Origin of the sequence: Corynebacterium sp. HMSC04H06 (genome assembly GCF_001815935.1) — a bacterium.
Lineage (GTDB): Bacteria > Actinomycetota > Actinomycetes > Mycobacteriales > Mycobacteriaceae > Corynebacterium.
Genome location: NZ_KV823453.1, coordinates 47853 through 72248, shown reverse-complemented (window position 1 = coordinate 72248; position 24396 = coordinate 47853). Strand labels below are relative to the sequence as shown.

Genomic DNA, 24396 nt, shown 5'->3' with positions numbered 1-24396 from the left:
CATGACTCACACGCTAGAAGCACGCGTCAACCCCTACAAGGGCCGAAGACCCGATCTGTGGATAACTCGGGGGAGTCTAACCATCCTGCTCAAACTATCCACAGGTCGAAAACGGCCATTTCCTCGGCACGAGCTGCCCAAAAGGCGAGAATTGGGGCAATGTACCCAAGTAGGCATCGTTAAGCGTGGGACTGAAGTAGGAGGCCCGGGTGGAATTCGATAGGCTAGTAGGCATGACTGAGTCGGTAGTTGTAAACGTTGCCTGGCCGTATGCCAACGGCCCCCGCCATATCGGACACGTGGCAGGGTTCGGCGTCCCCTCGGATGTGTTCGCGCGCTACCAGCGAATGCGCGGCCGCAACGTGCTGATGGTCTCCGGCACGGACGAGCACGGCACGCCGCTGCTGGTGCAGGCCGACAAGGAGGGCATCTCGGTCCGCGAGCTGGCCGACCGCTACAACCGGCAGATCGCCGAAGACTTGGCGGGCTTGGGCCTGTCCTACGACCTGTTCACCCGCACCACCACCCGCAACCACTACGCGGTGGTCCAGGAGCTGTTCAAGGGCCTCTACGCCAACGGCTACATGATCAAGGAGACCACCAAGGGTGCGATCTCCCCGTCGACGGGCCGCACCCTGCCGGACCGCTACATCGAGGGCACCTGCCCCATCTGCGGTGCTGACGATGCCCGCGGTGACCAGTGCGACAACTGCGGCAACCAGCTGGACCCGGCCGACCTGATTAACCCGGTGTCCAAGATCAACGGCGAGGCACCCGAGTTCATCGACACGGAGCACTTCCTGCTGGACCTGCCGTCGCTGGCCGACGCGCTGCGCGAGTGGCTGTCCACCCGCGAGGACTGGCGCCCCAACGTGTTGAAGTTCTCCCTGAACCTGCTGAAAGACATCCGCCCGCGCGCAATGACCCGCGACATCGACTGGGGCATCCCGATCCCGGTCGAGGGCTGGGAGGAAAACTCCGCCAAGAAGCTCTACGTGTGGTTCGACGCGGTTATCGGCTACCTGTCTGCCTCCATCGAGTGGGCCCACCGCACCGGCAACCCGGAGGCGTGGAAGGACTACTGGCAGAACCCGGAGGCGCGTCACTACTACTTCCAGGGCAAGGACAACATCACCTTCCACTCCCAGATCTGGCCGGCCGAGCTGCTGGGCTATGCCGGCCGCGGGGCCAAGGGCGGCGAGCAGCACGCGCTGGGCGAGCTGAATCTGCCGACGGAGATCGTCTCCTCGGAGTTCCTCACGATGTCCGGCTCGAAGTTTTCCTCGTCGAAGGGCGTGGTCATCTACGTCAAGGACTTCCTGCAGGAATTCGGTCCGGACCCGCTGCGCTATTTCATCGCGGTCGCCGGCCCGGAGAACACGGACACGGACTTCACCTGGGACGAGTTCGTTCGCCGCATCAACAACGAGCTGGCCAACGGCTGGGGCAACCTGGTTAACCGCACGGTCTCGATGGCGCACAAGAACTTCGGCGAGGTACCGGCCCCGGCCAGCCTGAACGAAGCCGACAAGAAGATCCTGCAGCTGGCGGAGGAGTCCTTCGCCACCGTCGCGGAGGCCCTGGAGCACTCCAAGTTCAAGGTGGCCATCACGGCGGCCATGCACGTCGTCGGCGAGGCCAACGCCTACATCGCCGACCAGGAGCCGTGGAAGCTGGCCAAGGACGACAGCCAGCGCGAGCGCCTGGCGACGGTCCTGTGGACGGCCCTGCAGGTCGTTTCCGACTGCAACGTCATGCTCACCCCTTTCCTGCCGCACATCGCCCAGCAGGTCCACGAGACCCTGGGGCGCAGCGGCGTCTGGGCGGCGGAACCGCGCATCGAGGAGGTTGCTGACGACCTGCCGGTCGAGCTAGTCGGCGTGGGCCTGCCCCCGCAGGGGCACACGTACCCCATCATCACGGGCGATTACGACCAGCAGCAGGCCACCTGGACCCGCGTGGACGTCGAACCGGGCACCGCGCTGACTAAGCCGAAGCCGCTCATTGCCAAGCTGGATCCGGAGCTCGGCGAGACCGGCCCGGAGTGGGCGCCGGTCCAGAAGTAGCAGGGCCAGAATTAACAGGCCAGAAATAACCGGGCCAGAAAATCGCGCGACTAGAAAATAGGCGCGCACCCCGAAGACCCCCGCTAGATGCCAGCGGGGGTCTTTTCTATTTGAAGTGGCGCTGCAGGTGCACCAGGCCCAGGCGCTGGTCGTTCTTGGTGTGAATATTCGGCATGCGGCCGGTCTCCTCGAATCCGAGCTTGCGGTGCAGCGCCAGGGAGGCCTCGTTCGTGTCAACGATGTAGGTGATCATCGTGTGCACGTAGGGGTTCGTGCTGGCGTGCTCAACGACGGCGCTGAGCAACGCGGTGCCGACCCCGCGCCCGGTGGCGGCGGGGGAGAGGTAGATGGTGTCCTCGACGGTGCCGTAGTAGATGCCCGGGATGACGAACTGGAAGTAGGCGGCGAAACCGATAACGCCGCTGTCGTCGGTGGCGACGAAAACGGGGTAGCCGTCGGCGTCCAGGTCGGCTATCCACTTGGCGCGGTCGGTGCCGGATTCCTGCCAGGTAACGAGGTTGTTGGCCGGGCTGGCGTTGGTGCCGGCGTTGAAGATGTCGGCGATGGCGTCGGCATCGTCGGCTGTGGCGCGGCGAATCTGGAAATCTGCCAAGGTTTTCGGCTCCTTAGTCTCTACTACGGTTGTTCCGTTAAGAGACAGTACCCCGCCTATAATGGCGCCATGTCGAAAAAGAAGCGCCCGGCCCCGCAACCTGCTGAATTTATCCCGCACCTGGTGGATGCCCACACCCACTTGGCGTCGACCGGCGAGGCCGCTGAGCTTGTTGAGCGCGCCCGCGCCGCCGGTGTGGAGAAGCTGTGCACGGTGGGTGATGGTCTGGATGAGGCGGCCGCCGCGCTGCGCACCGCTCAGGAGTTCCCGGACGTTTACGCCGCTTGCGCCATCCACCCCACCCGCGCCCAGGAGCTGGACGCGCCCGCCCGCGAGAAGCTGCGCGTAATGGCTGCGGATCCGCGCTGCGTGGCCATCGGGGAGACCGGCCTGGACACCTACTGGATTAAGCACAGCCCGGAAGACACCGCCTCCCTGGAGGTCCAGGAGGAGGCGCTGCGCTGGCACATCGACCTGGCGGCGGAGACCGGCAAGACGCTGATGATCCACAACCGCGAGGCGGACGCAGACTTGCTCCGCGTGCTTGCCCATGCCCCCGCCCCGCCGCGCACCATGCTGCACTGTTTTTCCTCGCCGCTGGACGTGGCCAAGGAGGCCATCGAGCGCGGCTATATCCTCTCGTTCGCGGGCAACGTGACCTTCAAGCGCAACGAGGAGATGCGCCAGGCCGCCGCGCTCGCCCCGGCCGGCCAGCTGCTGATTGAGACGGACGCGCCGTATATGACGCCGGAGCCCTACCGCGGGTCCCGCAACGAGCCGGCCTTTATCGGCCACACCGCGGCGTGCGTGGCGCAGGCGCGCGGCATGCGCGTCGAGGAGCTGGCAGAAGAGGTCTCGGCGACCTTCGACGCGGTCTACGGGCTGGCTTAAAGCCTAAAGTGTGGCGATCTTCACACGGGTTGTTTTCGCAGGTAGTCGGTGGTGGCTGTGAATGCAGTGGTAGTTGGTGGCGCTGGGGAGACTGTGTCCGTTTAGTTCTCGACTGAGCTGGGCTGTTATCGTACTGTTATTAAAAGTTGACGCCGAGGCCGCCGGCACGCGAGTTGCGTGAACCGCGTGCGGCTAGGGCGCACCCACGTGGATAACACCATGGGTAGAACCAGCCGTGTCCCCAGCAGAAGAAAGCTCAGAGAGTTTAGAGTTCGATGACTACTTCCCACCAGATTAAGCGCATCAACAACACCCGTTCCCTGCCCCTGCGCATCGCCACCGGCGGCGTGCTGGGTACCCTGGCCGTCGGCGGCGTCGTAGCCGTCGGCGCCCAGAAGGACGTCACCGTCGACGTCAACGGGGAAGAGGTCGCGCTGGCTACCTTCGCCAAGGACGTCGATGGTGCGCTGGACAGCGCCGGCATCCAGGTCGGCGACGAGGACGTGGTCTACCCGGCGCCGTCCGAGGATCTGCGCGGCGGGGACACCATCACCGTGCGCACCGCGAAGCCGGTCGCCGTGACCGTCGATGGTGCGCAGCAGAAGCTGTCCTCGACCGCCCTGACCGTTGAGGACCTGGTCGGCCAGCTGGAAAACATCGCCCCGGGCGCGGCCATTCTGGCCGGCGGCTCCGAGGCCAACGCCTCCGACAAGGTCACCGAGAACATGTCGCTGGAGGTTGTCAGCCCGAAGATCGTCCGTATTAGCGACGGCGGCACGATCACCTACACCAAGATCGCGGCTAAGACCGTAGGCGACGTGCTGAAGGACCGCGGCATCGAGGTCGACAAGGACGACCAGGTCACCCCGAGCGTCGACGAGGCGCTGACCGAGGGCATGGAGATTACCGTCGACAAGATCTCCACCGACGAATTCGACGTCACCGAAGAATTCGAAGCCGAGCCGAACTACGTCGACGATCCGGAGCTCGAGGAGGGCACCGAGGAGGTCCGCGAGGAGGGCGCCCCGGGCGAGCGCACCAAGACCTTCCGCGTGGTGACCAAGAACGGCAAGGAAGAGTCCAAGGACGTCATCAAGGAAGAGGTCCACAAGGAGCCGACCGCTGCCGTGGTCGCCCGCGGTACCAAGAAGGCGGCTTCCGCCCCGGCCGTGGCCGGCGGCTCGGTCTGGGACTCCCTCGTGCAGTGCGAGGCCGGCGGCGACTGGAACATCAACACCGGCAACGGCTTCTCCGGCGGCCTGCAGTTCACCCCGTCCACCTGGGCGGGCCACGGCGGCACCGAATACGCACCGGAGGCCTGGCAGGCCACCCGCGAGCAGCAGATTGCGGTCGCAGAGCGCGTGCAGGCATCGCAGGGCTGGGGTGCCTGGCCAGCGTGCACCGCCAAGATGGGTCTGCGCTAAAAACCGCCGCGGGCATGGACTAAGATGGGTGCCCATGAGTGACACCCTCCTGGGCCCGCAAGAAATCCGCCAGCTGGCGCAGCAGCTGGAGGTAACCCCCACCAAGAAGTGGGGGCAGAATTTCCTGTTGGATCCGAACACCATCCGCCGGATCGTCGCCGCCGCAGGGGTCGGCCCAGCCGATCGGGTCATTGAGGTTGGCCCGGGCCTGGGCTCGCTGACGCTCGGGCTGGTGGGGAAGGCCGCCCAGGTCACCGCCGTGGAGATTGATCCGCGCCTGGCCGGGCAGCTGCCGAAGACCGTCGCCGAGCGCGATCCCGCCAGCGCGGCGAAGCTCGCCGTGGTGGAAAAAGACGCGCTGAAAATCACCGCGGGCGAGCTGGGGGAGCCGACCGCGCTGGTAGCCAACCTGCCGTACAACGTCGCGGTGCCAGTGCTGTTGCACCTGCTCGCGGCCTACCCGTCCATCGAGCGCGTGCTGGTCATGGTCCAGCTGGAGGTCGCCCAGCGGCTGGCGGCGCAGCCCGGCAGCAAGATTTACGGCGTGCCCAGCGTGAAGGCCTCCTTTTACGGGAAGGTGCGGCAGGCTGGGACCATTGGGCGCAACGTGTTTTGGCCCGCGCCGAATATTGAATCCGGCCTGGTGCGCATCGATTGCTACCGCCCGGTCCAGGCGCCCTGGCCGGTCACGGAAGAGGCCCGCGCGAAGCTCTGGCCGGTTGTCGATGCCGCCTTCGCCCAGCGCCGCAAAACGCTCCGCGCCAGCCTGTCCGGGCACTTCGGGTCAGCCAACGCGGCGGAAGAGGCACTGCGGGCGGCGGGTATCGATCCGCGCCAGCGCGGCGAGAAACTCGGGGTGGAAGACTTCGCCCGGCTAGCGGGCATCGCCGGGCAGACAAGAGAGGCGAACTAATGGGTGACTACGCGGTGCGGGCGCTCGCGCACGCCAAGGTGAACCTGCACCTGGGCGTCGGTGATGCGCGCGAGGATGGCTACCACGAGCTGGTCAGTGTGTTTCAGGCCCTGGATATCCACGACGTCGTGGAATTGAAAACCCGCGGGATCGTGCGGGCGGGAGAGCCGACCGTGGTGGGCATGGACATTGCTGGCTCTTACGCCCACGGGGTTCCGGCCGATGAGCAGAACCTGGCGTGGCGGGCCGTGGAGATGGTCGCGCGTGGCTTTCGGGATCGTGGGGTAGGCGAGCTGCCCGGCGTTTATATCGGGCTGAGCAAGGGGATTCCGGCGGCCGGTGGGATGGCCGGCGGCTCGGCGGACGCGGCCGCGGCGCTGCGGGCGGCCAACGAGGCCTTTGCACGGGTGAGCGGGCGGCCCGGGCTGGGCGAGACGGAGCTGTATCAGGTGGCCGAAGAGCTGGGGTCGGACGTGCCGTTTACCCTGATGGGCGGCACGGCGTTGGGCACGGGCCGGGGAGAGAGGCTCGCGGAGATGCTCACGCGCAGCTCTTACTGCTGGGCGCTTATTACCTCTGCGGAAGGTTTGTCGACCCCGGCGGTCTTCGGGGAGTTGGACCGGCTCCGCGCAGCTGGGCAGGGCGGCACCCCGCGCCTAGATTCGCAGCCGGTCGCGCAGGCGCTGCTGCGCGGGACGCCGGAGGCGCTCGCTGAGGTGCTGGCGAATGACCTGCAGCCGGCGGCGCTGAGCCTGCGCCCGGACCTGCGCCAGACGCTGCGGGTGGGTGAATCCGCGGGCGCGCTGGCGGGCATCGTCTCGGGCTCGGGGCCCACGTGCGCTTTCCTGTGCGCGGACCCGGAGGCCGCGGCCGACGTGATGGGGGAAGTAACCACGGAAATCCCCGGCACGCGGGGACTCGTAGCGCGCGGGCCCGCCCGCGGGGCGCACCTAGTGGAGGCGGCAGGCGCGGAGGATTAGAGGACTTCCATCTCCGTGACCGGGGTCTCCAGCTCCACGCGCTTGACGACTTCCTTCTTGAACAAGTCGATGATGACCAGCTCCTTCTGGTTGGCGTCGGTGACATACGCGTAGCCGTTCGCCGCCTTCAGGATAGGGCCGGGGACCTGCCATTCCTCGTTTTCGGTCCACGGAGAAATCGCCTCGATGCTGTCGGTGACCTCGGCCGAATCCGGGTCGATGACGTTGAGCTTGCCGTCGGTGGTCAGCACCAGCCCCTCGCCGAGCGGGCCGCGAGCCAGGGAGCGGAACCAGTAGCTGCCATCCAGGTCGACGGTGCGGGCGGTGCGATCCTCGGCGTTGATGAGTGCCACGGAGGTGGGGCGCTCGTGCTCGGCGTTAGCGTCGGTCTTGTTGTCGGCCAGGATGATGTTGGATTCTTCCGAGCCGGCGGCGTTGCCGGAGCGCTGGTAGCCGTCCTTGCCGGCGAACGCGGAGACGTCGACCTTGTGGAAGTCGGAGCCGTCGAAGACGACGGGGCCGTCCTCACAGCCGAAGACAATATTGCCGTTCTGAGCGGCGGCCTCGCCGTGCACGCCGGGGCACTCGGTGGTCTCGGCGAGCTTCTTGCCGTCGGCGTCTAGGTGCACGATGGTGTGGCGCTCGTCCTCGGTGCCCTTGGTGACCACCACGGAGCCGTCCTTTAGCGGCACAGCCACTCCGTGGTGCGGGGCGCCGGTATCGACGGTGTTGACGGGGTCGGCGGCGGTACCGTCGGCGACCATGTCGTCGGTTTTGTAGATCTTGGCCGTACCGTCGCCGTCGGAGAAGAGCGCCGTGTAGCCGTCGTGGCTGACCACGTGGCCGGCGTGGGGGAGGCCGTCGAAGGTGGCATCGCTAAGCGCGGGGTCCTGGACGAAGTAGTGGAAGTGATCGCCGTGGGCCTGGCGGATGAGCCCCATGTCGAAGGCCTGGAACTTGTCGCCGCGGGTGACCAGGGCGTGGCGTCCGTCGCCGGCGGGGTTCAGGCGCTTGAAGCCGGAGGCCTCGTCGCGGCCGATTTCCTCGCCGGTCTTGGCGTCTAGGCTGACGAGCTCGTCGTCGGTGCTGAGCAGGATGCGGCCCGGCAGCTGGGCGACCTCTTCTTGGCCGGCGGCGGCCTCGACCCCGTCGTGGTGGTGCTCGTGCTCGGAGTGCCCGGCCTCAGAATGTTCGGCCGCGGAGTGCCCGGCCTCGGAAGGCTGCGACTCGGCGCTGTCGTCGGGGCGGGAACAGCCGGTGACCAACAGTCCGGCGGCGGTTAAAGCGGCAAGGGTGCGAATAGTCGATTTCTGCATACCGAAAGCGTATTGCAAAGCGAATTCAACTGCAATAAGGGGTGTGGCGGGCGGCGAAGTAAGATGGTGGGCTGTTATGGCGAACCTTTTAAACTTGGAACAAGTCAGCAAGTCCTACGGCCTGAAAAACCTGCTCGACGGGGTGTCGCTGGGCGTGCAGACGGGCGACCGCATCGGCATCGTCGGGGTCAACGGCGGGGGTAAGACGACCCTGCTGGAGGTCTTGAGCGGCATCGCGGAGCCGGACGCGGGGCGGGTCAGCCACGCCAACGATCTGCGCATGGCGGTGGTGACCCAGCGCTTCGAACTGGACGAGCAGCTGACCATTGCCGACTGCGTCGTGGCCCCGCTGGGCCTGGAGACCTACGAGTGGGCCTCGAACGCGAAGGTGCGCGACGTGCTGTCGGGGCTGGGCATCGCCGAGCTGGGCCTGGAGACCCCCGTCGGGCAGCTCTCCGGCGGGGAGAAGCGCCGCGTGAGCCTGGCCGCGGCCCTGGTCAAGGACCTGGACCTTGTGGTTTTGGACGAGCCGACCAACCACCTCGACGTCGAGGGCGTGCAGTGGCTGGCGCAGCACCTTCTGGCGCGCAAGCTGGCGCTCATCGTGGTTACCCACGACCGCTGGTTCCTGGACACGGTGGCCACGCTGACCTGGGAGGTCCACGACGCGACCGTCGATGTCTACGAAGGTGGCTACAACGACTGGACCTTCGCGCGGGCGGAGCGGGCCCGGCAGGCCGACGCGTTGGAGCAGCGCCGCCGCAACCTGGCGCGCAAGGAGCTGGCCTGGCTGCGCCGCGGCGCGCCCGCGCGCACCTCGAAGCCGCGCTACCGCGTCGAGGCGGCCGAGGCGCTGATCGCCGACGTGCCCGCCCCACGCGACAAGGTCGAGCTGATGAGCTTTTCCAAGCAGCGCCAGGGGCGCGTGGTCATCGAGCTCGAGGACGCGACCATCGCCGCCCCGGACGGGCGCGTGCTGCTCGATCACTTCACGTGGCGCCTGGCCCCGGGCGAGCGAATCGGCCTGGTGGGCGTCAACGGCTCCGGCAAGACCACCCTGCTGCGCGCGTTGGCTGGCGACTATGAGTTGGCTGCCGGCAAGCGCATCGAAGGCCAGACCGTGCGGCTGGGCTGGCTGCGCCAGGAACTCGACGATCTGGACCTGCAGCGCCGGCTCATCGACGCCGTCGAAGACGTGGCCACCTACGTCCAGCTGGGCAAGAAGGAACTGTCCGCTTCGCAGCTGTCCGAGCGCCTGGGCTTTAGCCCGAAGCGCCAGCGCACCCCGGTCGGGGATCTCTCTGGCGGCGAGCGCCGCCGCCTGCAGCTAACCCGCGTGCTCATGGCGGAGCCGAACATTCTGTTGCTGGACGAGCCGACCAACGACCTGGACATCGACACCCTCCAGGAGCTGGAGTCTCTGCTGGACTCCTGGCCGGGCACCCTCGTGGTCATCTCCCACGACCGCTATCTCATCGAGCGCATCGCCGACAACGCCTATGCCCTCTTCGGGGACGGGAAGCTCACGCACCTGCCCGGCGGCATCGACGAGTATCTGCGCCGCCGCGCCGAGCAGGAAGCTGCCGCCGAGCGCGGGGTCATCAACCTGGGCGAAGACGAGTCTCCGGCGCCAGAGAAGAAAGGCCTGTCGCAGGCCGAGGAGCGCACCATCACCAAGAAGATGAACGCGCTCGAGCGCAAGATCACCAAGCTGGACCAGCAGATAGACCAGGTCAACCAGGAGATGGCCGAGGCCGCGGAACAGGTCGATACTGAGCGGCTGACGGCGCTGGATGCGACACTGAAGGGGCACCGGCAGCAGCGCGAGGATTTGGAAATGGAATGGTTGGAATGGGGAGAAAAGCTGGAAGCGTAGCATTAGACCACGCGCGCGACGTCTTCTCCCTGCTCAACGCCTGGGGCGCGCTGGCCGCCGCGATCTTCTTCGTTATCGGGCTGACCCCGTCCATCCTGCCGCGCACCTGGTACTACCAGGGGCTTATCTGCGGCCTGGCGGCTGGCCTGGGCTACCTGGTGGGGCTCGGCCTCGAGTGGCTGTGGACCCGGATCGTGAGGCACTACCTCGCGCCGCGCTACCGCTGGCTCGACGCGGAGACGTGGTCGCCGCGGCAACGGACCTTCACCGCCTACGCCTTCTACGCCGTGCTGGGCATCTGGGTGCTGACGGTGACCTTCTACTCGGTGCGGTGGCAGCGCGACGTCGCCGATAACTTCTCAGTGCCGGCGCTCAGCCTGCCTAAGTACCTGCTGGTCCTGCCGGTGGCGCTGGCCGTGTTCACCGCGCTAGTCATCGTGGCCCGCGGGCTGCGAAACCTGGTCCGCGCGCTGGGAAAGGCGATCCCGGGCAACTGGCCGCGGCGCCGCCGCCAGATGGTTGCTGCTGGGGTGGTGGCCGTACTCGGTATCTACCTGCTCGACAGCGTGGTCCCAGATGTCATCGTGCGCGCCGGGGAGAAGATCTTCACCGCCCAGAACGCCGACCCCGATCCGGCCACGCACCCACCGGCCAACCCGGAGCGCTCCGGCTCGCCCGACTCCGTCATCGATTTCGACGGGGTGGGGCTGCAGGGATCGCGTTTTTTAAACGCCGGGGCCTCGCGAGCAGAACTCGAGCGGGTGACCGGGCGCCCGGCGAAAGAACCCATCCGCGCTTATGCTGGCCTGGGCAACGGTGCGACGAATACGGAGCGCGCCCGCCTGCTCATCGAAGAACTGGAGCGGACCAACGCCACCGAGCGCGAGGCCATCCTGCTGGTGATGACCACGGGCACGGGCTGGATCTCGTCGTACTCCGCCCAGGGCTTCGAGCTGCTCTACGGCGGGGACACCGCCGTGGTCGCCGCGCAGTACTCGGCTATGCCCTCGGCCTTCCACTTCCTAGCCGGCGGCGAGCAGGTCGAGCATGCCGGGCAGGAATTCATCACCCCGATTGTCGACTGGTGGAACACGCTGCCGCGGCAGGACCGCCCGCGGCTCTACCTCTACGGCGAGTCGCTGGGCACCACAGGCATCGAGGCGGCGTTTTCCGGGCTCCGCGACATTGCCAACTCTGTCGACGGCATCCTGCTGACCGGCCCGCCGCACTTCAACCGGCTGCGCACCCAGTTTGTCGAGCGCCGCGACCCCGGCACCACGGAGATCAACCCGGTCTATGCCGGCGGCCTGGTGGTGCGTTTCGCCACCAGCAGCGCCCAGGCCCGCGAGTGGGCCAGCCTGCCGGAGCAGGAGTGGGGGCCGACCCGCATGCTGTATATCCAGCACACCTCGGACCCGGTCAGCTGGTGGTCGCCGGGCCTGACCTGGCGCGAGCCCGACTGGATGAGTGAGGACACGCAGGCCAGCCGCGACTCCGCGATGTCCTGGTTCCCGGTGATTACCTCCCTGCAGGTCGCCGCGGACCTGCCGGGCGCGAAGAACGTCCCTGACGGCGCCGGCCACAACTACGGCGAGTCCGTCATCGACGGCTTCGTTTCCATCGCCGGCCCGGAACTTGCCGCCCAGCGCGACTCGGAGGAACTGCACCGGCAGTTCGCTGAGCTTGGCGTCGACAAGTACTAGCGGCCACTAAGGCGCAAAGGATTACAAAGCTGTATCGATCCGCCGCCACGGGTCGGCTTGCGTGGCGAAAGCCGGGCACGGCTGGCAAGGTCGGGGATATGCGCTACCACCAAAACCGTAAGTTTTGTACCGTCCTGGCTGCCGTCGCCGTGACCTTTGGCGGGACGCAGGCCGCCCAGGCCCAGGTGCTGCCGCAGCCGGCCGACCTGTCCTCCCAGGCAGGCGCCCAGGTCGAGCAGCTGTCCTCGCAGATCCCGCAGGTGGAGCTGCCCGCCCAGGCCTACGAGGCCGCCGATCGCTTTGGCATCCAGCTGCCGGCCTTCATCGCCCCGCCCAAGGGCGCCGCCTTCGCCCAGGCCCGCTCCGACCTCGCCGCCGCCACCCACGCCCACCTGGTCAAGCAGGGCCACCACCCGAACCAGAACGCCGCCGGCATCGCCCAGCAGTGGGCGGACGAGGCTGCGGCCGGCAAGGTGAGCTTCGACGGCAAGGTCGGCCACGGTGCCGCGGCTGCCGATGCCGGCGAGGGCTCCGTTCACCGCCTGACCGAGCAGGAAGCCCGCGAGCGCACCGCCTGGCTCAACCGCGACGTCCCGGTCACTCGGATCGACGACGGCCGCGGCTTCGGCGTGGCCACCGCCACCGACGGAAAGTTCGTCTACGTGGCCGAGTTTTTCCTACGATAACGGGACTTTAAAGGCACCACCGGGCGCGGGTAGGAACCTCGGACCCGTGTGATCAGCGCCTCCTCAGCGAGCTAAGGCCCCATCCACCCAGACGGGTAGGATGGGGCCATGATTTTCATCAACGTTCAATTCCACGTCAAGCCCGAGTACGCCGAGACCTTCCTCGATGAGATCAACTGGTACACCCAGGCCTGCAACGCCGAGGAGGGCTGCCTGGACTTCAAGTGGTTCCGGGATCCGGAAGACCGCCAGAAGTTCCTGCTGCTGGAGACCTACGCCGACGGCAAGGACGTCGACCACGTCCAGTCCGAGCACTTCGAGCGCTCCTGCCGCGAGTTCCCGCAGTACCTGGTCGAGACCCCGGACATCATCAATTTCCGCATCGAGGGTAAGGAGTCCTGGGACAAGATGGCAGAGTTTAAGGTCGAGGACTAGACCTCGCACTTAGTTGTCGTGGCCTTCTCCCCGTGGGCATAGCGCAGCAGCCCGTAGTAGAAGGCCAGGGCATATTGGTCGGTGCCCACGCCCGCCACGGGATGGATCCCGTCTTCGCGCAGGTAGTTTGGGTCGTGCTGGGCGTGTGAGCACCAGTCCGCCAGGTAGACGTTGTCATATTTTTTCACTGCGGCGATGGTCTCCTGCCGCGCCGTGGTCATCCAGTCGCGGTCGCCATAGGGGGTGGCGATGAGCACCGTGCGCTCTGGCCCGATGATCTTCATCATCTGATCGATTTCATCATCCAGCTGCGGGCCGTTGGTGCCGAATCCTAAAAGGACCGTGTCCCGCAGCTGGCCCGAGTCCGCGAGCTGCTGGATGGCGGGCAGGCCCTGGTCGTAGTGCCGGGAGACCGCCGCGTCGATATAGATGCCGGGGAAGCGGTCCTGCAGCGACTGGCTGGAGGCCAGCATCACGGAATCACCCACGGCCGTAATCTCGTCGCCGCTGGGCATGGGGTGCACCATGTCCGGGCTCTTCTTGTTTTCCGAGGTCTTGTCATTCGGGGCACCAGCGGCGTCCCCGCCGCCCTGGCCCGCGCTTTTCTCGCTGGGCGCCTGGGCATTGTTGGACTGGTTCTGGGCCGCCAGATCATCCAGTTCCTGCTCAAAGGAGGTCTTGTCGCCGGAGTGGGTCAGGCCCCAGGCGATGCCGCCGAGGGAGCTGAAGACCAGCACGGGAACCAGCGGCCAGGCCGCCACCTTCCAGGCTGAGCGCAGCGTGGGCCAGTCGGGGCGGGCGGACCAGAAATCGCGGGCGGTGGTGCGGTAGCCGCGGCGGCGCAGCGGGTTCTCAATGCACCGGTAGCTCAGCTCCGCCAGCCCGGCGGAGAGCAGCAGGGCGACGGTACCCACGGCCCACGCGTTTGCATCCCCGGTGATCTCGCGCAGGATGATGACAATGGGCCAGTGCCACAGGTACAGAGAGAACGAGCGCTTGCCGGCCCAGCGCATGAAGCGGTTGGCGAACAGCGCGTTGAGTAGCGGGCGCTCGGCCAGGATGCCGCAGATGATCGCCACCCCCAGCACGCTGGAGACCAGCAGCCCGCCGCGGTAGGTAAGCGCCAGATCGTCGGCCATAAACATAAGCTGCGCGGCGTAGGCGACCAACGCCACCAGGCCTATGGCCTCGGCCACGCGCCGCCCGGACGCGGAGTAGTGCGGCCACGCGGGCGCTTCCGGGTTGGGGTTGCGGGTGGTGATGATGAGCGACAGGCCCGCGCCGGCCAGCAGGCCGAAGGCGTGGGTGTCGGTGCCGTAGTAAACACGGGTCGGATCTTCGCCCGGGCTAAAGATCCAGGCCATCGCCAGCGCGGAGGCCACCCCCAGCGCCACGCTGACCCCTAGCGCTAGGCGCCGCGGCTGGCGCCTGCCCAGGGAGAACAGCCCCAGGATAATCAGCGGCCACAGCAGATAGAACTGCTCTTCCACGGCCAGGGACCAGTAGTGGGCAAAGACCTGGACCTCGTTATCGGCGAAATACGACTGGGAGGTAGCTATCTGGACCCAGTTGTTGGCGAAGAACAGGGTGCCGAAGAACTGCTCGCGCAGGTTGACGGCGATATCGCCGCCGATCGCGCCGACCAACGCCGTGCAGATTGCCAGCACGGCCACGGCCGCCGGCAGGATGCGGCGGAAGCGCCGGACCCAAAAATCGCGCAGGCTGATCCCTCCGGTGACGTCGAATTCCCGCACCAGCAGCGAGGTAATCAAAAACCCGGACAGGACGAAGAACATGTCCACGCCCAGGTAGCCGCCCGGCAGCACACCTCCGAAGAAGTGGTAGACGATGACCGCGGCGACCGCGAGGCCGCGCAGCCCGTCCAGGGCGGGCACGTAGCGCAGCCGCGCCGTGTTCTTCTTCCGGGCCTGCTTTTTCGACGCGGCTACTCGGCCGCCGCCTATCTCCCGCGGGCGCGGCGAGGCAGGGGCGGGCCCCGTCTTGCCGCCTGCCGGCAGCGCCGACGGCGCAGCCTTGGGCGTGCGGGCGGCGTTGGCCGCGCGGGCCTTAGGGGCAGATGCAGCCTTAGGTGCGGCGCCCACCACCTGGGGAGCGGCCTTGACCACCGGGCGGCGGGGGGTTGCAGGCTGCGCCGAACGGCCGGCGGGCAGCGCCTTGCGCTCCGGGTTGGGGCCCAGCGCCCGCTGGGGCTGCGGGGCCGGGGAGGCAGGCTCGGAGGGTGGTGTGCTCGGGGCAGCCGGCACGCCGCTAGCGCGGGTGCTCTGGCTGCGACTGCGGCGCGGGTCGAGCTTTTGCACTACGCGTTTGCCCAGTTTGCCGGCCTTAGAACTCACCACTCGCTCCTACCTAGCTGGGGAAAATAATCGCGCCCTGATCCGCGAGTCAGACTCAGTGCCAGGGCGATGGTGGGGATTATTCTCCAAACCAGTCGCGGAGTACTTCTAACACGCCGTTGTTGAGATTGGAGGGAGCTTGGAGATCCGCGATTTCTTTCAGGCGGCGGTGAGCATTCTCCATCGCCACGGCGGTGCCGGCCGCCTGGAGCAGCTGAAAGTCGTTGAGGTAGTCGCCGAAGGCGGCGGTCTGCTCCATCGGGATGCCCAGCTTCGCGGCCAGTTGTTCCAGCGCGTGGCCCTTATCCGCGTCGGCGGACATGACGTCTATCCAGTTCTTGCCGGAAATAGCCAGATTGTTACCGGCGGATGCGGCTCGCAGGTGCGGGGCGACGTGCTCTTCGGCGTCGGCGTTGCAGTAGACCGCCAGCTTGACCAGCGGCTTATCGGCCGCCACCCGTGCCAGGTCGTCCACCACGGTCACGGAATGGTAGTACTTGTCGATTTCAGCCCGGATGGCAGCCGGGGTGCCGGCGGCGATGTAGGCGGTCTCCGGCGCGCAGAGGACTGCCGCGTAGGTCTGGGCGCTGTCGATGCCCGCGCAGGCGTCAAGGCAGGCGGTGACTATGTCGGCGGGCAGCTGCGTGGTGTCCACGATGTCGCCGTGGTGGCTGACCAAGGTCCCGTTCTCCGCGATGAAGGACTTGATGCCGCTGATGCCGGAGAACATGTCGCGGAGGGTGGCCAGCTGCCGGCCGGACGCCGGCACCAGGACCACGCCTAGATCGTGGAGCCGGGCGGCGAGCTCGGGGAAGCCGGCGGGGATGCGGCCTTCGCCGTCGAGGAGGGTTCCGTCCATGTCGAGGGCGATGAGCCGGGGAGTAGGTGCAGGCATAATGATCCTCCGTGAGTTGTGGGGCTGCGGCGCCGCTGTGTGACGTGGAATACTGGATGCCATGACTGAACACAACGATGCCCCAGTAATTCTTGACGTCCGCAACAGTACCGGAGTGGTGGAGCTCAACCGGCCCAAGGCCTTGAATTCGCTCAACCCGGAGATGGTTGACAAGATTGTTGAGGGCCTGAACCAGTGGCGCGACGACGACGGCATCGAACAGGTGCTTTTTGTCTCCTGCAGCCCGAAGGCCTACTGCGCCGGCGGCGACGTGCGCGCGGCAAGGGAGGGCCTCATTGATGGCAACGTCGCGGAGGTCGACCAGTTCTTCGCGGACGAGTACGCCATGAACGCCCAGCTGGCGCACTACCCGAAGCCCGTCATCGCGGTTCTCGACGGAATCGTCATGGGCGGGGGAGTAGGCATCTCCGTGCACGGCAGCCACCGCATTGTCACGGACAAGGCTTTCGCCTCCATGCCGGAGATGAATATCGGCTACGTCACCGACGTGGGCGCGGGCTATGCCGCCCAGCGCGCGGTGGGCACCCGCGGGAAGTCCTCCCCGGCGCTGGCGAAGTTCTGGGCGCTAACCGGCTACCGCATGTACGCCGCGGATCTGCTTTACTCCGGCCTGGCCACCCACTACGTCAAGGACGCCGAGGCCGTGGTAGAAGACATCGTAGAGAGCGGGATCGATGCCGCGCTGGGCGAGCACTCCACCCAGCCGGAAGAGGCGGCCCCGCTGGCCGAAATCATTGACGATATTGAGGCCATTTTCGACGCGCCGACGTGGGAGGAAATCTCTCAGCGCCTAGCGCAGGCCGGTAATGAGGAGCTGGCGCGCAAGGTCGCGGAGCTAACCCAGGCAGCCAGCCCGACCTCGCTGGTGGCCGCGGCCGAACTCCTGGCGGCCGAGGAGCGCGCCGCCAGTGTTGACGACGCGCTGGCCATGGAAAACGCGCTCGGGAAATACCTGCGCGGGCTGCCCGACTTCCGCGAGGGCGTGCGCGCGGTGCTAGTCGACAAGACCCAGGACGCGACCTTCACACCGGCTGCTGCCAGCGAGGTCGACGTGGAAGGCATCCGCGCGGCGCTGGGCAGCGTGTAGACACGCGGCGTTAAGCCTAAGCGAGGCGGTAGAGCGGGCCGTCGATGGCCCGCTGGTAGGTCTCAACGAGGGAGCGGGTCGCCGCCTCCCAGGACCACCGCTCGGCCTCGGCGCGCGCGGCCTCACCCATGGCGGCGCGGCGGTCGGCATCGCCTAGCAATCCCGCCAGGGCCTCGGCCCACGCGCTGTCGGAGGCGTCCTCGTCGACCAGCAGGCCGGTCTTCTCGTCGTCGATAACGAAAGGGATTCCGCCCGCGCGGGTACCGACCACCGGCACGCCGGAGGCGAAGGACTCCAGGGCCACCAGGCCCAGGGTCTCGGTCCGGGAGGGGAAGCAGAAGACGTCGCCGCAGGCGAAGGCCGCGGCCAGTTCGTCGCCGGAGAGGTAACCGGTAAAGACCGCCTCGTCGGGGCCGAACTGCTTCGCCAGCTGCCCGGAGTACGGGCCGGCGCCGACCACCGCCAGGCGCGCGCCGGGCACGCACTCGCGGACACGCGCCATGATGCCGGGCAGGCGGTCCAAGTCCTTTTCCTTGGACACGCGCCCCACGTAGGTAACCAGCGGGGCTTCGGGGTGCCCGCCCGTTAGCCGGGAGCGCATGTCCTCGCTGTAGCGGCGCGGGTAGTAGTTGTCCGTGTCCACCGCCTTGGGCCACAGCGAGACGTTGTTGATGCCCAGTTCTTGGGCGCGCTCGACCATGGGGTCTGAGGTACAGAGGTTTTCTACCGCCTGGTTGTGCAGGTAGCGCAACGCCGCCTCCGTGGCGGGCCGGACCCAGCCGATGCCTAAGGCATCTACGTATTCCGGCAGGTTCGTGTGGAAACTACCCACCAGGGGCAGGGCCTCGCGGTGCGCCGCCCACACACCCAGCGCCGCGGTCCAAATCGGGTTGACCACGTGCACGACGTCGGCGTCGAAACGCCGCAGCCGAAGCAGCACTCGCGGATCCGGCAGGCCCCATTTCAGCTCGGGGTAGACCGGCCACAGGGACAGCGAGGGGATGGAGACGACCTCGAAGCCGGCGTAGGCGGCTGGCGGGTTACCGGGGGCGAATACTAAGACCTCGTGCCCGGCGGCGTGCAGCTGCCGCAAGGTGTGGGTCAGCCGGGTGACGACCCCGTCGATTTTGGGCAGGAAGACTTCCGTGAAGATAGCAACGCGCACGGTAGCTGCCTGCCCTATTCGTTCTCAGGAACGCCGGCGGACTGCTGGGCGGTCCACAGGGAACGCGCCGGGATCTTGGAGCGATCCACCCGGTCGCAGTACTTGCGCGCGACGTCCTCGACCTCCTGCAGCAGCCCCTCGGACAGGGTGGTGGGCTCAAGGCCCAAACGCAGGAAGGTGTCGTTTGATACGTGCAGCTCGTTCTCGGCGGACTCCTTGCGTGGGTTCGGCACGTAGGCGACCTGCGCGCCGGAGAACTTCGCGACCAGCTCCGCCAGGTCGCGCACGCGGTGGGTCTCGGTCATCTGGTTGATGATCTTGACTCGCTCGCCCCGCTGCGGCGGATTGTTCAGGGCCAGCTCAATGCAGCGGACCATATCGCGGATGTGGATGAACGCTCGGGTCTGTCCGCCGGTGCCGTGGATTGTCAGGGGGTAGCCGACGCCGGCCTGGACCAAGAATCGGTTGAGCACGGTGCCGTAGTCGCCGTCGTAGTCGAAGCGGTTAATCAGCCGCTCGTCCCGACGAGTCTGCTCGGTGTGCGTGCCCCAGATGATGCCCTGGTGGAGATCGGTAATGCGCAGCTCGTCATTCTTCGCGTAGTAGGCGAAAAGATGCTGGTCCAGCACCTTGGTCATGTGGTAGACCGAGCCCGGGTTGGACGGGTAGAGGATGGACTGCTCGACCGGCTCGGAGCCCGGGACCTCTACCTTGACGTCCAGGTAGCCTTCCGGGATCTCCATGCCGGCGGTGCCGTAGCCGTAGACCCCCATGGTGCCCAGGTGGGCGACGTGGATGTCCTGGCCGGACTCGACCACCGCAGCCAGCAGGTTGTGCGTGGCATTGATGTTGTTGTCCACCGTGTAGCGCTTGGTCCGTGAGGACTTCATCGAATACGGCGCGGCGCGCTGCTCGGCAAAGTGGACCACGGCGTCTGGGTGCTCGGTGTTGATGAACTCCAGCAGTGCTGCGTAGTCGTGGGCCACGTCGATGCGGTGGAAGCCGATGGTCTTGCCGGAGACTTCCTTCCAGGCCTCCAACCGCTCGTCGATGCTGCGGATCGGGGTGAGCGATTCGGCTTCGAGCTCGGCGTCAATGGCGCGCCGGGAGAGGTTGTCAACGATGTGCACGTCGTGGCCCTGGTCGGACAGGTAGAGGGCTGCGGGCCAACCGCAGAATCCGTCCCCGCCCAGAATGGCTACCTTCACTGTGTGATGCTCCAATAAAAAGATCGAGAATAGGAAGAGCCTTAAAAGGTCTAGAAATGAAATTTTACCCTGATCCGACGCGTAAGGCGCTGAATCAGGGTAAACCTTCAGTGAACATTTGCTGCCCAGCGGGCCGGGCACTAAGAGGCAATACCTGGATTCTTCGGGGAGTAGTCCGCCTAGACTATCGAGCGAAGCGTGGCAAAGGCCCGCCGGACCATCTGCTCACCCACCTCTGGGTCGCGCGGCTCAGGCAGTGCGAAGAAAGCCTTGCTTGCCGACGCACTCACCGCGGCGCAGGCGTGGAGAACCACCTCGGTGTCGAACGCGTCCCGCCCAGGGCTGTGCCGGGAAAACGCTTCCGAGACTTGCTCTGCCACGCGCTTGGCGTCGTCGCGATTGACGCCGGAGAAACATGACTTATCCAGGTAGTCCATCACCATCGACAACGAAGCCACGGAGTGCAGCTCCGGTTCGGCGGTACGGTATCCCTTACAGACGATGTCTTCGAAGATCTCCGTCGTGGTTGCTTGTGCTGGGTATTCGTCTACCTTCTCGGCAATCGAGCTGACTGCACCAAGTGCGAACTGAGCCAAGCATTCGTTCAGACTGGAGTAATAATTGTGGAAGGTGCGGGCGGATACGCCTGCCTGCTCAGCCACGTGAGAAACCGTGAGCGCCTCCGCGCCCTCGGATAGGTAGATGCGGCCAGCCGCATCCGCTATCGCCTGCCGGGTAGCGCGCTTTTTCGTTTCTCGGAGATTACTCATTGCCAGTAAATGCCTTCTTGACCTTGGTCCACCAGGATCCCTTGCCCGAAAGGTTATCTCCTTGCTGCACCCGGGCGCCAGTTTCGGCGTCGTTAGCATCGCCCCCGCGCGCCGGGGTGGCCGGGCCGGACTCGGCGTAAACGCCGGCGCGCCGGGCCGCCTGCACGTGGGCAGCATAGCCGCCGTGCTCCGGGTGGAAGTTCGCGTAGGTGTCGCGGTGCTTCTCCGCGCCTGCATCGGCGGTGCCGGCAGCCGGGGTGCGGACCTGGTCGGGATCGCCGCCATTCATCAAAGCCTCGCGGTTGGCGGAAAGCGCCTCGCCCTCGATGTCCATGTTCGGCAGGACCTTGTCCAGCCACTTGGGGATCCACCAAGCCTTGTCGCCCAGCAGGAACATAGTGGCCGGGATAATGGTCATGCGGACCACGAAGGCATCGATAGCCACGCCGATGGCCAGGGCGAAGCCCATGGTCTTGATGAACTGCTTGTCCATGAGCATGAAGGCGGCGAAGACCGAAATCATGATGATCGCGGCCGCGGTGACCACGCGGGCGCCGTGCTTGAAGCCGTTGGAGGTCGCGTTCCCCGCGGTCTTGCCGTGGACGTAGCCCTCGCGCATGCGGGTGACCAGGAAGACCTGGTAGTCCATGGCCAGCCCGAAGGTCAGGCCGATGAGCATGATCGGTAGGAAGGACAGCAGCGGCTGCGGATCGTCGATGATGCCGAAACGGCCCTCCTGGAAGACGGCTACGGTGATGCCGAAGGCGGCGGCCATGGAACCCGCGAAGCCAAGCGCGGCGATGAGCGGGACCCAGATGGAACGGAATACCAGCAGCAGGACGATGAACGCCAGGGCCAGGACCACGGCGATGTACGGGATGAGGATATCCGTGAGTTGCTCCGAGATGTCGTCGAAGATCGGGGTGACGCCGGTGATGCCGTATTCGCCGCCGGTTTCCTCAGTGAAGTCGGACTGGTAGGAGCGCAGCGCGTTCAGGGTGTCCGTGGTGGTCTCATCGGTAGCCCCCGTGGTCGGGGTGATAAGCACCTGGGCGGCGTACATGTTGTCCGTCGTCTGGATGATCTGGGCGTTTTCGACGCCCTCGGTGTCGTTGAAGTCGGCCAGCAGCTGCTGGAAGGCTGGCATCCGCTCCTGCTCGTTCACGCCCGCGACGTCGACGTAGGCCACCATCGGGGCGTTGCGGCCCTCGCCGAAGGCGTCGGCGGTGATCTCGTAGGCATCGCGCTGCGGGCTGCCCACTTTGGCGGTGCCGTCGGTCGGCATGGCCAGGGACAGGTTGGCGGCCGGGATGGCCAGAATACCCAGTATGACAATGCCGGCGACCAGGTTGGTAACCGGGCGTGCGCGGATCTGGCGGACCCACTTCAGGCCCATGGTGGGCTTTTCGTCCTCCGGGTCCGGGACCTTCGGCCCCGGCGCGCGGCCGGCGAAGATCTTGGTGCCCAGCAGTCCCAGCAGGGCCGGGATGAAGGTCAGGGCGACCAGCACGGCGACGGCCACGGTAGCCGCGGCGGCGATAGCCATGGTGCCCAGGAAGGGGATGCCGATCATGGTCAGCGCCGCCAGCGCGATCACCACGGTAGTGCCGGCGAAGACCACGGAGGAGCCCGCGGTGCCCAGCGCCATGCCCATGGCGTGGGCGCGGGTCTTCTTACCCATCTTTTTGAGCTCTTGGGCCAGTTCCTTCGGACTCAGGTTGTTCAGCCCGGAAGAGGTGATGAGCTCGTTGCGGTAGCGGTTGACAATGAATAGGGCATAGTCGATGCCCACGGCCAAGCCGATCATGGAGGCCAGCATCGGGGTCATATCTGAGATGGTGTCGGTAAAGATGGTGCCCAGCTGGACCCCCAGCAGGCCCACGCCGACGCCGATGACCGCGGAGATGAGCGGCATGCCGGCGGCGACGAAGGAGCCGAAGGTAATCAGCAGCACGACAGCGGCCACGGCCATACCGATGAGCTCAGCGGTCATGTTCATCTCTTCGCCTGCGGCGGAGAAGGCGTTGCCGTTGTATTTGGCGGTCAGGTCGCCGGAGTCGTAGTCATCGATGACGTCGGTGACCGCGTCGCGCTCGCCCTCGTCGATCTCCATGACCTCCGGCGCATCAAAGGTGATGGACAGAGTGCCGGTGGTCTTGTCCTCGCTCAGCGGGGACAAGACCTTGAGGTTGGACTGGATCTGCTGCTGCGGCATGCCCTGGGCGGCCATCTGCTCGCCCATCTGCTTCTGCATGCCGCCGGCGGCCATTACCGGGTTGACCAGCTGGTCCGTGTCGGTCAGGGCGTCGGTGCCCTTGAGATCGTCGATGAGCCCATCGACCTCGCCCATCAGGGCCGGGTCGTCTAAGGTCTTGCCCTCCGGTGCCTGGATGACCACGTTGGCGGTGGGCTCGCTCATGGCATCCGAATCGTTGCCGAAGCGCTCGTTCATCTTGTCTTGGGTGACGGTGGAGTCCATGTCCGGCATGGAGAAGTTCGGGTTCGGGTCTTTAGCAAAACCCGCGGCCAAGCCGCCCATGGCGACCAGCAGCACGAGCCAGAAGGCCAGGAAAGGCCAGACCTTCCGGTACGACCAACTGCCCAGCCGGTAGAGGTATTTAGACATAAAGCGTACTTTCTTTTTCGCTTAGAAGAATGGTCAAAAGAACAATGGTTGGAAACAAAAGTTAGACGTCGGTCCGCTTCCCGCCGCGGACGTTGCCTAGGCGCTGGGGAGTGGAGGAAATGAAAGAAGGATTCCGGGGACACGTGCAGAAACGTGCACACCCTCGGAAACATTGCATAGTGTACGCAAACCTGCAGAGAGTGTGCAACTTGGGTGCACTTCGGGCGTTGAAAGACTTAAGCGGTAAGATTGCGCCCATGCTGCACGCCGCTAGTTTCGCCTTCCTAGACTCCGTCAATGCTCTGCTGATTGGCGTGGTCACGGCGCTGGGCGTGATGCTTGAGCGCGGCAAGTACCGCCGGATCGTGCCGCTTTTGATCTTCGGCGACTGGTTCGGGGTCTTCGCCCTCTCGGTGGTGACCATGTTCGTGCTGGACCAGCTCAAGGCCTACGTCGAGGGTTTCCTGGACACCCCTATCCTGGGCGTGCTGCTCATCGTGCTGGGCCTGGCCGCGGCGGTCATGACCTGGCGCCACCGCGGGGGAGAGTCCAACGAGATGGTGAGCAAGCTCCTGCGGCCCCTGCAAACGCCCAGCCCGCTGACGTTTTTGACCGGTTTCATCCTGGGTGTGGCCCAGTCCATCACCTCCGGTGCCTTCTTTGCCGGGCTCATCTACCTGGCCGCCGGGGACTACAGCGTGGGCATCCGCTACGGCGGGCTTTTCCTCTACGCGACCTTCGCTCTCTCGCTGCCCATCGCGGTGGCGGTCTTCGTTGGGCTCGTGCGGCGCAAACCCAACTCGGCGGCCGGGCGGCTTTTCGCCCAGGCCCGAGAAAACAAGGAGACCGTCAGCAAGGTCGGCAGCTACGTGGTGGCCGCCATCCTGGTCATCATCGGCTTCGCGATGCTCTAGGCCTTAACCCACCACAAACCCATCACAGCCCTTAATCCACCACGAAGGCCAGGCGCTCGGAGATTTCACACTCGCCCGGGCCGGTCAGCTTCTCCGCTACCGCGCGGCGCTCCTGGTCGGACAAGGGGATAAGCCAGCCCTTCTTCGGATCATGGACCGGCAGGGTGGTTTTGCTTACCGGCAGGAGGTAGACCGCCGTGCCGGTGGTGGCTGCGGTGCCTGGGGCGGCATCGCGCCTGCCCGCCGTTAGCAGTAGCGGGCGGGCGTTTTCGGCCGCCTCCCGCACCGCGTCGGCGGTGATGACGTCAATATCCACAATAACGAGGGTTTCCGCCGTGGACACCTGCAAGCGGGCGGCCGCGAGCTCCGGCACGTCCACGCGGGCCCGGGCCAGGGAGGGGCCTTTCCGGCCGGTCAGTGTGGACCAGATACTGCGCACATCCATGGCCTTAA

The 24396-nt window shown here is 66.2% G+C and carries 20 protein-coding genes; 11 read left to right on the top strand and 9 right to left on the bottom strand.

The window, feature by feature from the left end:
- Positions 1-233: 233 nt before the first annotated feature.
- Positions 234-2066 carry a methionine--tRNA ligase gene (metG, locus tag HMPREF3067_RS10135; protein WP_070769600.1) on the top strand — a complete coding sequence of 611 codons (1833 nt, stop codon included), beginning with the start codon at positions 234-236 and terminating at the stop codon, positions 2064-2066.
- 106 nt (positions 2067-2172) lie between these two features.
- Here metG and HMPREF3067_RS10130 read toward each other — a convergent pair whose 3' ends face one another.
- Positions 2173-2679 carry a GNAT family N-acetyltransferase gene (locus HMPREF3067_RS10130; protein WP_246819300.1) on the bottom strand — a complete coding sequence of 169 codons (507 nt, stop codon included), beginning with the start codon at positions 2677-2679 and terminating at the stop codon, positions 2173-2175.
- A 69-nt stretch (positions 2680-2748) separates the two neighbouring features.
- Here HMPREF3067_RS10130 and HMPREF3067_RS10125 point away from each other — a divergent pair, with 69 nt between their 5' ends.
- From HMPREF3067_RS10125 to HMPREF3067_RS10110, 4 genes are all read left to right on the top strand, one after another.
- On the top strand, positions 2749-3570 hold the full coding sequence (locus HMPREF3067_RS10125; RefSeq protein WP_070769599.1) for a TatD family hydrolase: 822 nt from the start codon (positions 2749-2751) through the stop codon (positions 3568-3570).
- Between the two features lie 275 nt (positions 3571-3845).
- Positions 3846-4994 carry a resuscitation-promoting factor gene (locus HMPREF3067_RS10120; protein ID WP_070769598.1) on the top strand — a complete coding sequence of 383 codons (1149 nt, stop codon included), beginning with the start codon at positions 3846-3848 and terminating at the stop codon, positions 4992-4994.
- A 34-nt stretch (positions 4995-5028) separates the two neighbouring features.
- On the top strand, positions 5029-5907 hold the full coding sequence (gene rsmA, locus HMPREF3067_RS10115; RefSeq protein ID WP_070769597.1) for a 16S rRNA (adenine(1518)-N(6)/adenine(1519)-N(6))-dimethyltransferase RsmA: 879 nt from the start codon (positions 5029-5031) through the stop codon (positions 5905-5907).
- Positions 5907-6887, top strand: a complete 981-nt coding sequence (locus HMPREF3067_RS10110) for a 4-(cytidine 5'-diphospho)-2-C-methyl-D-erythritol kinase (RefSeq protein WP_070769596.1) — start codon at positions 5907-5909, stop codon at positions 6885-6887. Before rsmA ends, HMPREF3067_RS10110 begins: the two co-directional genes overlap by 1 nt.
- Here the strand turns inward: HMPREF3067_RS10110 and HMPREF3067_RS10105 are convergent.
- Positions 6884-8203, bottom strand: coding sequence for a hypothetical protein (locus HMPREF3067_RS10105; RefSeq protein ID WP_070769595.1), 1320 nt, complete (start codon positions 8201-8203; stop codon positions 6884-6886). The genes HMPREF3067_RS10110 and HMPREF3067_RS10105 overlap by 4 nt on opposite strands.
- A gap of 76 nt (positions 8204-8279) precedes the next feature.
- Between HMPREF3067_RS10105 and HMPREF3067_RS10100 the strand changes: the two genes are divergently transcribed.
- The 4 genes from HMPREF3067_RS10100 to HMPREF3067_RS10085 all read left to right on the top strand — a co-directional run bounded on the left by HMPREF3067_RS10100 (position 8280) and on the right by HMPREF3067_RS10085 (position 12903).
- Entirely contained in the window at positions 8280-10079 is a 1800-nt protein-coding gene (locus tag HMPREF3067_RS10100) for an ABC-F family ATP-binding cassette domain-containing protein (protein WP_070769594.1), read from the top strand.
- On the top strand, positions 10055-11782 hold the full coding sequence (locus HMPREF3067_RS10095) for an alpha/beta-hydrolase family protein (RefSeq protein WP_246819299.1): 1728 nt from the start codon (positions 10055-10057) through the stop codon (positions 11780-11782). The genes HMPREF3067_RS10100 and HMPREF3067_RS10095 overlap by 25 nt, the downstream gene beginning before the upstream one ends.
- 98 nt (positions 11783-11880) lie before the next feature.
- Positions 11881-12468 carry a hypothetical protein gene (locus tag HMPREF3067_RS10090; RefSeq protein WP_070769592.1) on the top strand — a complete coding sequence of 196 codons (588 nt, stop codon included), beginning with the start codon at positions 11881-11883 and terminating at the stop codon, positions 12466-12468.
- 108 nt (positions 12469-12576) lie between these two features.
- A complete protein-coding gene (locus HMPREF3067_RS10085; protein WP_070769591.1) occupies positions 12577-12903 on the top strand; it encodes a putative quinol monooxygenase in 327 nt (108 codons plus the stop codon).
- Here the strand turns inward: HMPREF3067_RS10085 and HMPREF3067_RS10080 are convergent.
- On the bottom strand, positions 12900-15257 hold the full coding sequence (locus HMPREF3067_RS10080) for an acyltransferase family protein (RefSeq protein WP_246819298.1): 2358 nt from the start codon (positions 15255-15257) through the stop codon (positions 12900-12902). The genes HMPREF3067_RS10085 and HMPREF3067_RS10080 overlap by 4 nt on opposite strands.
- Positions 15258-15336: 79 nt before the next feature.
- The gene (locus HMPREF3067_RS10075; RefSeq protein ID WP_070769590.1) at positions 15337-16152 is read right to left on the bottom strand and encodes a Cof-type HAD-IIB family hydrolase; all 816 of its coding nucleotides are present in this window, start codon (positions 16150-16152) and stop codon (positions 15337-15339) included.
- A gap of 61 nt (positions 16153-16213) precedes the next feature.
- Between HMPREF3067_RS10075 and HMPREF3067_RS10070 the strand changes: the two genes are divergently transcribed.
- Positions 16214-17260, top strand: a complete 1047-nt coding sequence (locus tag HMPREF3067_RS10070; RefSeq protein WP_070769589.1) for a 3-hydroxyisobutyryl-CoA hydrolase — start codon at positions 16214-16216, stop codon at positions 17258-17260.
- 16 nt (positions 17261-17276) lie between these two features.
- Here HMPREF3067_RS10070 and HMPREF3067_RS10065 read toward each other — a convergent pair whose 3' ends face one another.
- The 4 genes from HMPREF3067_RS10065 to HMPREF3067_RS10050 all read right to left on the bottom strand — a co-directional run bounded on the left by HMPREF3067_RS10065 (position 17277) and on the right by HMPREF3067_RS10050 (position 23029).
- Positions 17277-18425: a glycosyltransferase family 4 protein gene (locus tag HMPREF3067_RS10065; protein WP_070769588.1), complete on the bottom strand. Its 1149-nt coding sequence runs from the start codon at positions 18423-18425 to the stop codon at positions 17277-17279.
- Between the two features lie 14 nt (positions 18426-18439).
- Positions 18440-19633 (bottom strand): NAD-dependent epimerase/dehydratase family protein, encoded by a 1194-nt coding sequence (locus HMPREF3067_RS10060; protein WP_070769587.1) that lies wholly within the window; start codon positions 19631-19633, stop codon positions 18440-18442.
- Between the two features lie 179 nt (positions 19634-19812).
- A complete protein-coding gene (locus tag HMPREF3067_RS10055; protein ID WP_070769586.1) occupies positions 19813-20403 on the bottom strand; it encodes a TetR/AcrR family transcriptional regulator in 591 nt (196 codons plus the stop codon).
- A complete protein-coding gene (locus HMPREF3067_RS10050; protein ID WP_083319270.1) occupies positions 20396-23029 on the bottom strand; it encodes an MMPL family transporter in 2634 nt (877 codons plus the stop codon). Before HMPREF3067_RS10050 ends, HMPREF3067_RS10055 begins: the two co-directional genes overlap by 8 nt.
- 257 nt (positions 23030-23286) lie before the next feature.
- Between HMPREF3067_RS10050 and HMPREF3067_RS10045 the strand changes: the two genes are divergently transcribed.
- Positions 23287-23943, top strand: coding sequence for a hypothetical protein (locus HMPREF3067_RS10045; protein ID WP_070769585.1), 657 nt, complete (start codon positions 23287-23289; stop codon positions 23941-23943).
- A 31-nt stretch (positions 23944-23974) separates the two neighbouring features.
- Here HMPREF3067_RS10045 and HMPREF3067_RS10040 read toward each other — a convergent pair whose 3' ends face one another.
- The gene (locus tag HMPREF3067_RS10040) at positions 23975-24388 is read right to left on the bottom strand and encodes a hypothetical protein (protein ID WP_141759387.1); all 414 of its coding nucleotides are present in this window, start codon (positions 24386-24388) and stop codon (positions 23975-23977) included.
- Positions 24389-24396 lie beyond the last annotated feature (8 nt).